Here is a 14,011-nt window from a genome sequence, read left to right as displayed (position 1 = left end):
AGCTCTGAGCAAAAGTCACGACAAAGTGCAGGGTTACCGCGTGGAGTTAGCTATTCTTAGCTAAAAAAATGACCTGCGGATAATACACTTGATGAGTTCTGCACCTTCATCTGCACCACTCTTCAGCCGCGCCCAGCGTCGTTGCCATCTGCTATTGCTACTGTTTCTGCCCGCTCCCGCGCTAACGCTTGAAAAACTCTGCCAGTTAAATGGCGTTGATCCTGTCGTCGCCCGACAGGATATCGCGGAAGTCGGTGATGAGATACAGCGCTACCATCAACTGGAGTTACACCAGATGGTCGATGGCAGTTTTCGCATACATGGGACGGAACTGGACAGGCGGCTATGCCTGCTCCATTGGCTGCGACGCGCACTGCGTTTGTCGCAGGATTTCGTCTGCCAACATTTTGCCCCGGTGCTACGCCAGCGCCTGAAAGTGCTCAACATCGAAAAAGCACTGTGGGATGAAACCAACTTACAGGCGCTGATCCAGCACTGCGGTTTAAGGCTGTCCCGTGACTTTAGTCCGCGCGATCGCCTGTTCCTGCAAATCTTCATGAAGTATGCGCTGTGCCAGCGACAAAACGCCCTGTTCAGCGAAAAACAGCGCGCATGGCTGGCCGCTAAAACAGAGCGTGCCGCAGCTGACGATGTCATCCATCACTGGCAGAAGCGTTGCCATTTAGCCCCGGACGTCAGTGAAACCGATTTCTGGACACTGTTATTCAGCTTGATCCATGCGCCGGATGGCAATCAACTGCGTGATGCGCAGGCTGAAAAGCTGATGGCGGCGGTAGAAGCGCTGATTGCCCGCTTTGAGCAACTGGCACAGACTCGCATCAAAAATCAGCATGAGCTAAAACTGCAACTCTTTACCCATCTGGCTCAGGCACTGGATCGCAGCCACTTTGCTATTGGCATTGATAACAGTGTGGCGTTGGATGTTGCGCGACTCTATCCACGATTGCTGCGCACCACCGAGCGCGCGCTGTATCATTTCAGCAGCGATTTCGGCACGCAATTCAATGCTGAGGAGGTGAGTTTAGTGGCGGTACTCTTTGGCGCCTGGCTGATGCAGGAGAGCGCATTGCAGGAAAAGCAGGTACTGCTGTTAACGGGCGCAGATGCTGCGCTGGAGCAATTACTGGAGCAGCAGATCCGCGAAATGACACTGCTGCCCATCAACATCACCTATCAGGATATGCTGCATTTTCAACGTGAAGGCGCCCCGCGTGACGTTGCGCTGGTGATCACCCCCTATGCCACCTCTTTACCGCTATTTTCCCCGCCACTGATCCATGCCGAGCTGCCGCTGAGTTATCATCAGCAGCAGCGTATCCGGCAATTACTGGAGGCTTAAGCGGCGCGCGGTCGCAGGAAGAGTGCAGGAAGCGCGACCAGCGCCATCACCCAGAACAGATGCCCCTGCAAGTGGGTGAACAGTACGCCAGAAATCATCGTCATCACAGCAATACCGCCCCCCATCGCTAACGCCGAGTATAGCGACTGCAAACGGATCACCTCTGCCCCCTTGCGTGAGGCAATAAAACGCATCGCCGCCAGATGGCACACGGTAAAACTGCCGCAATGCAGAATTTGCGCCACAATCAGCAACGGCAGCGCCGTGCTTGAACCGAGCATCACCCAACGTACCAGTGCACAAACGCAGGAGAGCAGTAGCAAGTCACGTGCACTCCAGCGGCGGAACAGCCGATTACTGAGGGCAAATATCACAATTTCCGCCACCACGCCCAATGACCACAAATAGCCAATCACCGAGGTCGAGTAGCCCGCGTCCTGCCACCAAATGGCACTGAAGCTGTAATACGCCGCGTGAGCGCCCTGCATTAATGTCACACACAGCATAAAGCGCCAAACCGCATTTTCACGCAGCAGGTCGCGCCACGCCGACCATCCACCGCTGGCTCCCTGCCGCACATCCCCTTGTGGTCGTGTTTTCGGAACCAGCATCATGCCGGATAACATCACCAGTACGCCCAAACTCAGTAAAACCAGAATCGCCTGCGATGACCAGGCATTGACCATCATCCCGGTGAGCGCGGAACTGATCACAAACGCCAGCGATCCCCATAAGCGCACCGGACCATAGGCCAGACCGATTTGCTGCGTCCAGGTCGCGGCCAGCGCGTCGCTTAATGGCACCAGGGGTGAGAAGAACAGATTAAAGCCCACCATCACCAGCAGCAGCCAGAGCCACTGACCGCCTAACCAAAATCCCAAAGCGAATAAGCAGGTCATTAACGCCAGCAGCCGCAGCGCCAGAATAAGTTGGGAGGGATTTTTCACCTGTGAGGCAATAAACAAACTGCCAACGAATCGCGCCACCATGCCGCATCCCAGCAGCAGGCCGATTTTCTCAGCATCTAAGCCGATGCCTTTTAGCCAAACGCTCCAGAAAGGGAGATAGATGCCGTAACAAAAGAAATAAGTGAAGTAGCTGAGTCCCAGCCATCTGGCCGATCCGATGGTCATTTTGCCTCCCGCAGGCATGTCGGCTGCGCCCGCAGCCAATTTGGCGGCTACTTTGTCAGAGCAGAACTCAAAAGGAAATAGTGAGACAGGAGGAATGTGAAGGTATGCAGCTGGATAAGCTTTTGTTGCACAATAAAAAAAGGATGACTTTCGCCATCCTTTTTATCACTTCAACGTTATGCCAAATCAGGCATAAACTGGCAGACGTGCACAGATGTCGAGAACTTTCTGCTTAGTGCGCTCAATGGTCGCTTCGTCGTTGATGTTGTCCAGCACATCCGCAATCCAGCCAGCCAGTTCGCGAACTTCTGCTTCTTTGAAGCCACGACGGGTCACCGCTGGGGTACCAATACGCACACCTGAGGTCACGAATGGGCTCTTCGGATCGTTTGGTACACTGTTTTTGTTCACAGTGATGTTTGCACGGCCCAGCGCGGCATCGGCTTCTTTACCGGTCAGGTTTTTGCTTACCAGATCGATCAGGAACAGGTGGTTATAAGTCCCACCTGAAACGATGTTGTAGCCACGCTCCAGCAGCACTTCTACCATTGCTTTCGCGTTTTTCGCGACTTGCTGCTGGTAAGACTTGAACTCTGGCTCCATGGCTTCTTTGAACGCGACCGCTTTACCGGCGATGACGTGCATCAATGGACCGCCCTGACCACCCGGGAACACTGCGGAGTTCAGTTTTTTATACAGATCTTCGTCGCCGTTTTTCGCCAGAATCAGACCGCCACGTGGACCCGCCAGGGTTTTGTGTGTGGTTGAAGTGACGATGTGCGCATGTGGAACCGGGTTCGGATACACATCCGCTGCGATCAGACCGGCAACATGCGCCATGTCAACGAACAGGTAAGCACCCACGCTATCCGCGATTTCACGCATTTTAGCCCAGTCACAAACACCAGAATAAGCAGAGAAACCGCCGACGATCATTTTAGGCTTGTGGGTTTTAGCCAGCTCAGCCAGTTCGTCGTAATTGATTTTACCGGTTTCGTCGATGCCGTAAGGGATAACGTTATACAGTTTGCCCGACAGGTTAACCGGAGAACCGTGAGTCAGGTGACCACCGTGCGCCAGGTTCATCCCCAGGATGGTATCGCCCGGCTGCAGCAGCGCAGTGTACACCGCGAAGTTCGCCTGAGAACCTGAGTGAGGCTGTACGTTGGCAAAGTCTGCGCCGAACAGTTCTTTTGCGCGATCAATCGCCAGCTGTTCAACGATATCAACGTATTCGCATCCGCCGTAGTAACGCTTGCCCGGATACCCTTCCGCGTATTTGTTGGTGAGCTGTGAACCTTGCGCCTGCATAACGCGTGGGCTGGTGTAGTTTTCAGAAGCAATCAGTTCAATGTGCTCTTCCTGACGCACCTTCTCTTGCTCCATAGCCTGCCACAACTCGGCATCATAATCGGCAATGTTCATATCACGCTTTAACATCCGGCATCTCCTGACTAGCTAACTTTTAACGGCAGTTTAGGCCCCGGCAAGGGGGCGAAGGCCAATAGTGTAAACGGTTTTGTCAGGTGAAGGTAGCCGCAACCCGCTCTTTTTACGCAAACGATTGGCATGGCGCTGGAACGGGATTTTTACGCATTTTTTTACGCCTGAAAATCACGATATTCCTTCACATTGCACGGGAATATTTTTCAGGTTTGTGTGCCAGCTTCCAGCTTTACCGCATAACCCGTAATCAAAGCGGGGGATTTACAGGCAAGATGAACGATCATAAGATGCATTTAAAATACATGTTTAAATTTACCCTGAGGTATTCACCATGCTAGATGCGCAGACTATCGCTACCGTTAAATCTTCTTTACCCGCCATCGCCCAGGTTGGCCCTCAACTCACCGGCCACTTCTATCAGCGTTTGTTAACACAACACCCAGAGTTAAAAGACGTGTTCAACATGAATAATCAGCGCAGCGGCAACCAGCGTGAAGCGTTGTTCAATGCGATTGTGGCGTACGGTAGCAATCTGGAAAATCTGGCGGTGTTATTGCCCGCGGTGGAGAAGATCGCACAGAAACATACCAGCCTGAACATTCAGCCTGCGCAGTACGCCGTGGTGGGTGAAACCTTGCTGGCAACCATTGAAGAGCTGCTCAATCCGGGCGATGAGGTGCTGGAAGCCTGGGGTAAAGCTTACGGCGTGCTGGCTAATGTGTTTATTCAGCGTGAAGAAGAGATTTATCGTACATCCGAAGAGAAAGCCGGTGGCTGGCGTGGTGCGCGAGACTTCCGTATCCGCGCCATCAATCAGGAAAGTTCGGTCATCAAAAGCTTTGAGCTGGTGCCTAATGATGGGCAGCCAGTGGCTGATTTCTTACCCGGACAGTATCTGGCGGTGAGTCTGCGCCCCGCTGGCAGCGACAATATTCAGCATCGCCAGTATTCACTGACGCATCTGCCTAACGGAAAAGCCTATCGCATTGCCGTTAAGCGCGAAGAACACGGCAGCGTTTCAGGCTGGCTTCATGCCAACGCCAAAGTCGGCGACATTGTGCAGTGTGCGGCGCCCGCCGGTGATTTCTTCCTGCAAACCGCATCCTCGTCCCCTGTCACGCTAATCTCAGCCGGTGTCGGACAGACCCCGATGCTGGCGATGCTGGCCAGCCTTGCCGACCAACAGCATGCAGGTGCCGTCAACTGGCTGCATGCCGCCGAATGCAAATCACAGCATGCGTTTGCTGATGAAGTTAAAGCCACAGGCGCACGCCTGGCAACATTCAGCAGCCATATCTGGTATCGACAGCCTGAAAGCCAGGATGCGGGAAGTTATGATGCGCAGGGATTGATGGATCTCGCCAGCGTCTCAGGCGAATTAAATCAGCAAGATCGCCAATACTGGCTGTGTGGCCCGCTGCCGTTTATGCAGTTTGTCGCCCGCCAGCTGGTTGATGCCGGAGTCAGTGCCGATCGCATCCACTATGAAGTCTTCGGTCCACATAAAGTGCTGTAAACAAAAAAGCCTGCTCAATGCAGGCTTTTTAGCGGGTAACGGAGAGGTTTAGATTGCCTCTTCGTCCTCTTCACCGGTACGGATACGCACAACGCGCGCCACGTCGAAGACGAAGATCTTACCGTCGCCGATTTTACCGGTTTGCGCGGTTTTCATAATGGCTTCTACACAGGTGTCGACGATGTCATCACCCACCACCATCTCGATTTTCACTTTTGGTAGAAAATCGACCATGTACTCCGCACCACGATACAGCTCAGTATGGCCTTTTTGACGTCCAAAGCCCTTCACTTCACTGACCGTCATCCCGGTGATGCCCACTTCTGCTAACGCTTCGCGCACATCATCGAGTTTGAATGGTTTAATAATTGCATCGATCTTTTTCATGACAGATCCTTTTTTCACTCCCTCCATGATGGACGGATAACCTTAGTATATGTGTTCCTGACGCTGCCGCAGCAAGCTACTCTTTAAATTCACTGGCGTCCAGCTCATGGCGTGACAGCAGCTTATAGAATTCAGTACGGTTACGTCCAGCCAGTCGCGCGGCATTGGTGACATTTCCTTTGGTCATTTGCAGCAATTTACGCAGATAGTTCAGCTCGAACTGATTTCGCGCTTCGACAAAGGTGGGCAGCGCCGTATTTTCTCCTGCCAGCGCTTGCTCCACCAGCGCATCGCTGATCACCGGCGAGGTGCTGAGTGCAACGCACTGCTCAATCACGTTCACCAGCTGGCGGACGTTGCCAGGCCAACTGGCACCCACCAGCCGTTTCATCGCATCCACGGAAAAACTGCGGACAAAAGGTTTATGCCGCTCAGCTGACTGGCGTAACAGATGGTTGGCCAGCAGCGGAATATCCTCAGCGCGCTCATGCAGCGCGGGGATCTTCAGATTTACCACATTGAGCCGATAGTAGAGATCCTCACGGAAGCTCTTCTTCTCCATAGCTTTAGGGAGATCGCGATGGGTAGCAGAGATAATGCGCACGTTGATATCGACATCGCGGTTACTGCCCAGCGGCCGCACTTTGCGCTCCTGCAACACACGTAGCAGTTTCACCTGCAGCGCTTGTGGCATATCCCCGATTTCATCCAGAAACAGCGTGCCGCCCTCTGCGGCCTGGAACAACCCTTCACGCGCACTAACCGCCCCCGTAAAGGCACCCTTCGCATGACCAAAGAGTTCAGATTCCAACAACTGTTCCGGTAATGCACCGCAGTTGATGGCGATAAACGCTTTCTTGGCGCGCGGACTGGCGGCATGAATCGCCTGCGCCAGCACCTCTTTACCGGTGCCGCTTTGGCCGTTGATCAATACGCTGACGTCGGATTGCGCCACCATATGCGCCTGTTCCAGCAAACGCAGCATTAAAGGGTTGCGCGTCACAACCGCTTCACGCCAGGCATCATCACTGGCGGGTGCTCGCTGTGCCAGTGCTTCATCAATGGCTTTGTACAGCGCATCGCGATCCACGGGTTTGGTCAGGAAACTGAATACGCCCTGCTGCGTCGCCGATACGGCTTCAGGAATAGAGCCATGCGCGGTAAGGATGATCACCGGTAAACCGGCGTGGCGTTTTTGGATTTCGCCAAACAACGCCAATCCGTCCATCTCATCCATACGCAGATCGCTAATCACTAAATCTGCTTTCTCTTTTTGCAGATGACGCAGCGCTTCCGGGCCACTTTCGGCTGTCGATACCTGAAAACCTTCACTGCTGAGCCGCATCCCCAGCAGCTTGAGCAAACCAGGGTCGTCATCCACCAGCAGTAAACGTGCGGACTGTTTCATGGTTACTGATCCTCACTTTGCGCATCACTGGCACCGTGCGACGTATCGCTACTGTCAGGTGCTTTACGTGATGACAGCTGGCGTTCAATGTCCGTTAAGCGCTCAAGCTTGCGCTGGGTCTCTTCCAGCGACTGACGCAGTTTAGTCTGCTGCTGGCGCAGGCTATCGAGTTCGGCGTCATTGCTCTGCTGCAACGCAGCATAGCGGCTACGCTCACCACTGAGCGCTAACTGTGCCGCCTGATTACTGCGCCACAGTTGTAACAGTGGACGAACCGCCGTGGGATAAGCCGCGCTGTAGCCATCTAATGTGTCCAAATACTGGCGGCGCTCGATTGGCGTCACATTGCCATTGGCCAGAAGGATGCTTTGTTTATAGGCTCTCGCCCAGCCCTGTACCGGCCAACGACGCGCCTCAGCGCGTGCTTCAGCAGGAGATAACCTTTCAGCACAGTCGATGGCGCGCTGCCAGTAAAGGGGATTGCTCATCGCCGCAGGAGTTTCAATCTTCCAGACATTTTGGCAATCGGTGGCCAAATAATCGGGCAGCCGCAGGTCTGGTTCAGCCAGACTGGCACTATCATGCAAGGTGCTGCCCGTTGGCGGCGTCTGGCAGGCACTCAGGCCAAACGCCATTAACGCGCAGCTGAAAAGTTTCATCAGGGAGAGTTTCATTAATCAGGCATTCCCGGCGCTGGTAGTCAAAATAATTCGAAAACATACATCTGCATCCTTGCGCGTCACCAATTGCAAATCGCCTTGCATCCTGCGCAAGCAATCTTTGGCGATGCTTAAGCCCAGCCCGCTGCCTTTAACCGGCCCTTTGCGCTGCTGGCTGCCCTGATAAAAGGGCTCAAAGATCATAGCCTGTTCTTCTGCGGGAATCGGTGTGCCGGTATTCGCCACCTCAATCCATACCTGGTTGCCTTTCTGCTGGCTCTGCAGCCAGATATTACCGGATTCGCTGCCGTAGTTCACGGCGTTCGAATAGAGGTTATCGATGACGCGTTGCAACAACGTGGCCTCGGCCAGACAATGCGTGACCTGTAAATCAACATGCGTGGTCAACTGCCGCGCGCTGGCAGGCAGTGAATGAACTTTTACCACCGCATCAACGATGTCATTAATCGCCACCGGCTCCAGCGCCAGAGGGCCATCCGCCAGCTTACGATTGTAATCCAGCAGCTGTTCAATAAGACGCTGTAAATGACGGCTGCTGGTATCCAGAATCGCCACCACTTCCTGCTGCTCCGCATTTAGTGGCCCAGCGACCTGATCGGCCAACAGCTCTGTGCCTTCGCGCAGGCTGGCCAGCGGTGTTTTCAGTTCATGTGAAAGATGACGCAGAAACTCATGTCGCTGTGCTTCCAGCCAGCTCAGACGTTCGCTGAGCCAGACAATACGTTGCCCGAGTGAACGGATCTCCCTTGGGCCTCGAAAACTCACGCTGTCACCCAGTGCTTTGCCCTGCCCCAGACGATTAATCATGCGTTCGACGCGTTTGACCGGACCGATGATCATACCGGTAAACAACAGCACAAGCGCCAGGCTGATAAGAAAGAGTATCAGCGCTTGCCAGCCAAAGAACTGGCCGCGATCGGCAATTTCACGTTGCAGTTGTAACCCACGAGAGAACACCACTTCGCGCGTTGCCTGCACCATTTGCGCATTCGCGTCTGAAAAACGTTCCAGTGCCGTTGCGGCAACGGCCTGTGGATTGCCATTGTCACATTGCACGTTGGCTAATTGCGGTAAGGCCGTCTGCAGCACTTTAAAGGGGGGAAGATCCGGCAGGCTGGCGGCATGGCTTGCCAGCATCTGACCGTAACGGGTCCATTGTGTCTGATACAGCTTTTGCAGCGTGGCATCACCCAGCACGCAATACTGTCGGTAGCTGCGTTCCAACTCCAGTGCCGTGCGCGCCATTGCTTCGCTTCGGCGGACATCGGTGAAGGTATTGCGGTTGGTATCAGCCGCCTGATCGCTCAACGCTGAGAGGCTTTCCCACGCTTGCCACGCCAGCACTAACAGCGGCAGCAGCACCAGCAGGAAAGCCAGCAACACTAATTGCCTGAGAGAACGGGGAAACAGACGCCATTTATTCACAACCGCGCTTCCTTAAAGGTGAACTGCAGGCATGCTAGCGAAGTATCAGAAGGTTAGAAAGTGGAGATATGAAAACGGCAGGCCTTTTGGCCTGCCGTGAGAGCGACGCCGCAGCATCGCTTGCAAAATAGGTGGAGCCTTACTCAACGTTACGTCCGATGCTTGATAACGTTGCAAAGCAAACGATTATCGGTGGGGTGGACGGCAGGCTCCGTTTGGTGCGTCATTCAGTTTTTATGAGCTCAACCGCAATGCGGGGCATTCATAGACAGGAGAATGAGCAACGTTGTAAGTATAGCAACTATCGTGCCAAAAATGAAATAACCAGTATTATCAGAGTTATGCGGGGGTTAATCACATTTTGATGCTCAAAGCGGACCGGCTGGTCCGGTAAAAGTGTCGCTAATCGGCAACATTATAAAGATCGTTAAATCGAGGCATTTAAAATCAATGAGTTAAATGTCACCATTTAGAGACAGTGATAAGCAAGAGTTGTCGCCGATTTTAGACACTCGCTAAAATCCGGCAAAAACCGCTTTACCGGGCGCAAAAAAAAGTCGCCCGAAGGCGACTTCTTAAGCGAATGGGAAGACTTATCCCAGCTGTTTACGCGCATTGCGGAAAATACGCATCCATGGGCTGTCTTCGCCCCACTCTGCCGGATGCCAGGAGTTGCTCACGGTACGGAACACGCGCTCCGGGTGTGGCATCATGATGGTCACACGTCCGCTTTCGTTGGTTACCGCAGTGATACCGTTCGGCGAACCGTTCGGGTTTGCTGGGTAACTCTCGGTCACTTTACCGAAGTTATCAACGAAGCGCAGTGCCACCAGGCCTTTGCTTTCCAATTGCGCCAGATGGTTAGCATCACGCACTTCCACAAAGCCTTCCCCGTGAGAAACCGCGATAGGCATGTGAGAACCGGCCATGCCGTCCAGCAGCAGTGATGGACTTGCCGCGACTTCAACCAGGCTGAAACGCGCTTCAAAACGCTCGGACTGGTTACGTACGAAGCGTGGCCACAGCTCACTACCCGGAATCAGCTCACGCAGGTTTGACATCATCTGGCAACCGTTGCACACGCCCAGCGCCAGGGTCTGTGGACGGTGGAAGAAGTTTTCAAACTCGTCACGCACACGGCCGTTGAACAGAATCGACTTCGCCCAACCCTCACCGGCACCCAGCACGTCACCGTAAGAGAAACCACCGCAGGCTACCAGCGCCTGGAACTCTTCCAGACCACGACGTCCCGCCAGCAGATCGCTCATGTGGACGTCAACGGCGGTGAAGCCGGCACGATGGAAGGCAGCCGCCATTTCAACGTGGGAGTTCACACCCTGCTCACGCAGCACGGCAACACGTGGACGCGCGCCAGTGGCGATCATCGGTGCAGCCACATCTTCTTCTGGCTTGAAGGTCAGATGCACGTTTAAGCCAGGGTCGTTGTCGTCCTTCTTCGCTTCATGTTCCTGATCCGCACAGGCTGGGTTATCACGCAGACGCTGCATCTGCCAGGTGGTTTCTGCCCACCAGGTACGCAATGTGGTACGGCTTTCGCTGTACACGGCGCTTTCGCCAGAACGAATGACAAAGCGATCACCCGGTAATGCCTGGCCAATCACATGCACGTTGCTGCTCAGACCATGGTCGGCAAACACTTTCTCAACGGCTGCACGATCTGCGGCGTTAATCTGGATTACTGCACCCAACTCTTCGGTGAACAGTGCCGCCAACGCATCGCTGCCCAGTGCGGCGATATCCGCTTCAATACCGCAGTGACCGGTGAAGGCCATTTCGGCCAGTGTGACCAGCAAGCCGCCATCTGAACGGTCGTGATAAGCCAGCAATTTCTGCTCGGCCACCAGCGCCTGAATGGCGTTAAAGAAGCCTGCCAGCTGAGACGCATCGCGCACATCAGCAGGTTTATCGCCCAGCTGACGGTAAACCTGAGACAGCGCGGTGGCACCTAAGGTGTTGGCACCGTTACCCAGATCAACCAGCAACAGCAGGTTATCTTTATCCGCTTGCAGCTGTGGCGTGACCGTACGGCGCACATCTTCTACACGCGCAAATGCGGTGATCACCAGTGACAGCGGTGAGGTCATCTCACGCTGCTCGGTGCCCTGCTGCCAGCGGGTCTTCATCGACATGGAGTCTTTGCCCACCGGGATAGTGATACCCAGGGCTGGACACAACTCTTCGCCAACCGCTTTCACTGCCGCATACAGACCGGCATCTTCACCTGGGTGACCGGCTGCGGCCATCCAGTTTGCCGAGAGTTTCACCCGCTGCAGGGAACCAATCGAGGTGGCGGCCAGGTTAGTCAGCGCTTCACCCACGGCCAGACGGCCTGATGCGGCGAAGTCCAGCAAGGCGACCGGTGCACGCTCGCCCAGTGAGAAGGCTTCACCGTGATAGCTGTCGAGGCTAGCGGTGGTGACGGCACAGTTTGCTACCGGAATCTGCCATGGTCCCACCATCTGATCGCGTGCCACCATACCGGTTACACTGCGGTCACCGATGGTGATCAGGAAGGTTTTCTCTGCCACGGTTGGCAGATGCAATACGCGGTTAACTGCATCGGCCACGGTAATGTTGTCTCGTACCAGCGCATCGCCTTTGGCTTGCTGGCTGGCAACATCACGCGTCATCTTCGGCGTTTTGCCCAGCAGCACGTCCAGTGGCATATCGATAGGTTTGTTGTCGAAGTGGCTGTCGCCGAGGTTCAGATGCAGCTCTTCCGTCGCTTCACCAATCACCGCATACGGCGCGCGCTCACGCTGACACAGCTCATCGAACAGCGCTAACTGCGCAGGCGCAACGGCCAGCACATAACGCTCCTGCGATTCGTTACACCACACTTCCAGCGGGCTCATGCCTGGCTCATCGTTGAGGATATCGCGCAGGTTGAAGTTACCGCCACGGCCGCCATCGCTGACCAGTTCAGGCATTGCGTTGGACAGGCCGCCTGCACCCACATCGTGGATGAACAGAATCGGGTTGGCTTCGCCCAGTTGCCAGCAGCGGTCGATCACTTCCTGGCAACGACGTTCCATTTCTGGGTTATCACGCTGTACAGAAGCGAAATCCAGGTCAGCATCAGATTGACCAGATGCCATGGAAGAGGCCGCGCCGCCGCCTAAACCGATGTTCATTGCCGGGCCGCCAAGCACGATCAGTTTCGCGCCGACAACGATTTCGCCTTTTTGCACATGGTCGGCACGAATGTTACCAATTCCGCCCGCCAGCATGATTGGCTTATGGTATCCACGCAGTTCTGAGCCATTATGGCTGTTGACGCGCTCTTCGTAGGTACGGAAGTAACCATTCAAGGCCGGACGACCAAATTCGTTGTTGAACGCCGCGCCGCCCAACGGGCCTTCGGTCATGATGTCCAGCGCAGTGACGATGCGATCTGGCTTACCGAAATCTTCTTCCCATGGCTGTTCAAAGCCCGGAATACGCAGGTTGGAAACCGAGAAGCCGACCAGACCTGCTTTTGGCTTCGCGCCACGTCCGGTTGCGCCTTCATCACGGATTTCACCGCCTGAACCGGTTGCCGCACCTGGCCACGGTGAAATCGCCGTTGGGTGGTTGTGGGTTTCCACCTTCATCAGGATATGGGCATCTTCCTGATGGAAGTTGTATTCGCCCTTCTGCGCATCGGCGTAGAAGCGGCCAACCTGTGAACCTTCCATCACCGCAGCGTTGTCTTTATAAGCAGACAGCACGTGCTCTGGATTATGTTCAAAGGTGTTTTTGATCATTTTAAACAGCGATTTCGGCTGTTTTTCACCGTCGATGATCCAATCGGCGTTGAAGATTTTGTGACGGCAGTGCTCAGAGTTTGCCTGGGCAAACATGTAGAGCTCGATGTCGTTAGGATTGCGACCCAGCTTGGTAAAGGCATCCAGCAGGTAGTCGATTTCGTCATCGGCCAGCGCCAGACCCAGCGTGGTGTTGGTTTGCTCCAGAGCAACTCGGCCTGCGCCCAGCACGTCCACGCTTTTCAGCGGCTGCGGCTCATGATGTGCAAACAGTTGCTGCGCATCATTAAGGTCACCAAACACGGTTTCCATCATGCGGTCATGCAGCAGGCTAGCCAGCTGCTGCCATTGTGCTTCGGTCAGTTGCGGTGCCTGCACATAAAACGCCATACCGCGTTCCAGGCGAATAACCTGTGGCAAGTCGCAGTTGTGCGCGATGTCGGTGGCTTTTGAGGACCACGGGGAGATCGTGCCAGGGCGCGGGGTCACCAGCAACAGACGCCCTTGTGGCGCGTGTTCGGCGAGAGAAGGACCGTATTTCAGCAAACGTTGCAGGCGGGCGTGTTCATCCGCACTGAGTGGTGCGCTGACATCGGCAAAATGGACGTACTCGGCGTAAATATCACTCACTGGCAGGTGAGCGTCCTGAAAGCGGGTCAGCAGTTTGTTTACACGAAATGCCGACAGAGCGGGCGAACCACGCAGAATTTCCATCATCAAAGATCTCTCGTCTTTGAAGCGCCGGGCGACGCTTCATTGGGCGCAACAGGGGAAAACGGGCGGTATTATAGAGAAACCTCGCGGGTTACGAAACCGTTTGCGCATAAAATCTGGCACTCAGCATTTGGCTGAATTTTGCGCAATTCTTGCTATATAAGTTGCCCTGTTG

General features: G+C 54.6%; 9 protein-coding genes. 2 read left to right on the top strand and 7 right to left on the bottom strand.

Going from position 1 to position 14,011, the window contains the following annotated elements; all coding sequences use genetic code 11:
* Positions 1-91: 91 nt before the first annotated feature.
* Entirely contained in the window at positions 92-1,360 is a 1,269-nt protein-coding gene (gene csiE / locus LK04_RS04120; RefSeq protein WP_039329885.1) for a stationary phase inducible protein CsiE, read from the top strand.
* Here the strand turns inward: csiE and LK04_RS04115 are convergent.
* Entirely contained in the window at positions 1,357-2,493 is a 1,137-nt protein-coding gene (locus LK04_RS04115) for a 3-phenylpropionate MFS transporter (RefSeq protein WP_039329887.1), read from the bottom strand. The two genes, csiE and LK04_RS04115, sit on opposite strands and share 4 nt — an antisense overlap.
* Before the next feature lie 186 nt (positions 2,494-2,679).
* Complete coding sequence (gene glyA, locus LK04_RS04110) at positions 2,680-3,933, bottom strand: serine hydroxymethyltransferase (protein ID WP_039329889.1); 1,254 nt, start codon at positions 3,931-3,933, stop codon at positions 2,680-2,682.
* 337 nt (positions 3,934-4,270) lie between these two features.
* On the opposite strand from glyA, the gene hmpA reads away from it, so the two are divergent.
* A complete protein-coding gene (gene hmpA / locus LK04_RS04105; protein WP_039329890.1) occupies positions 4,271-5,455 on the top strand; it encodes an NO-inducible flavohemoprotein in 1,185 nt (394 codons plus the stop codon).
* A 48-nt stretch (positions 5,456-5,503) separates the two neighbouring features.
* On the opposite strand, the gene glnB is transcribed toward hmpA, so the two are convergent.
* From glnB to purL, 5 genes are all read right to left on the bottom strand, one after another.
* Complete coding sequence (gene glnB, locus LK04_RS04100) at positions 5,504-5,842, bottom strand: nitrogen regulatory protein P-II (RefSeq protein WP_039329891.1); 339 nt, start codon at positions 5,840-5,842, stop codon at positions 5,504-5,506.
* 76 nt (positions 5,843-5,918) lie between these two features.
* Positions 5,919-7,250, bottom strand: coding sequence for a two-component system response regulator GlrR (glrR, locus tag LK04_RS04095; RefSeq protein ID WP_039329892.1), 1,332 nt, complete (start codon positions 7,248-7,250; stop codon positions 5,919-5,921).
* A gap of 2 nt (positions 7,251-7,252) precedes the next feature.
* Positions 7,253-7,924 (bottom strand): two-component system QseEF-associated lipoprotein QseG, encoded by a 672-nt coding sequence (qseG, locus tag LK04_RS04090; protein WP_039329893.1) that lies wholly within the window; start codon positions 7,922-7,924, stop codon positions 7,253-7,255.
* A gap of 3 nt (positions 7,925-7,927) precedes the next feature.
* Entirely contained in the window at positions 7,928-9,355 is a 1,428-nt protein-coding gene (locus tag LK04_RS04085) for a sensor histidine kinase (RefSeq protein ID WP_039329895.1), read from the bottom strand.
* 593 nt (positions 9,356-9,948) lie between these two features.
* Complete coding sequence (gene purL, locus LK04_RS04080) at positions 9,949-13,839, bottom strand: phosphoribosylformylglycinamidine synthase (protein ID WP_039329897.1); 3,891 nt, start codon at positions 13,837-13,839, stop codon at positions 9,949-9,951.
* Positions 13,840-14,011 lie beyond the last annotated feature (172 nt).

The sequence above is a fragment of the Pantoea vagans genome (assembly GCF_001506165.1).
Lineage (GTDB): Bacteria > Pseudomonadota > Gammaproteobacteria > Enterobacterales > Enterobacteriaceae > Pantoea > Pantoea vagans_C.
This window is presented reverse-complemented; position numbering and strand designations above follow the sequence as displayed.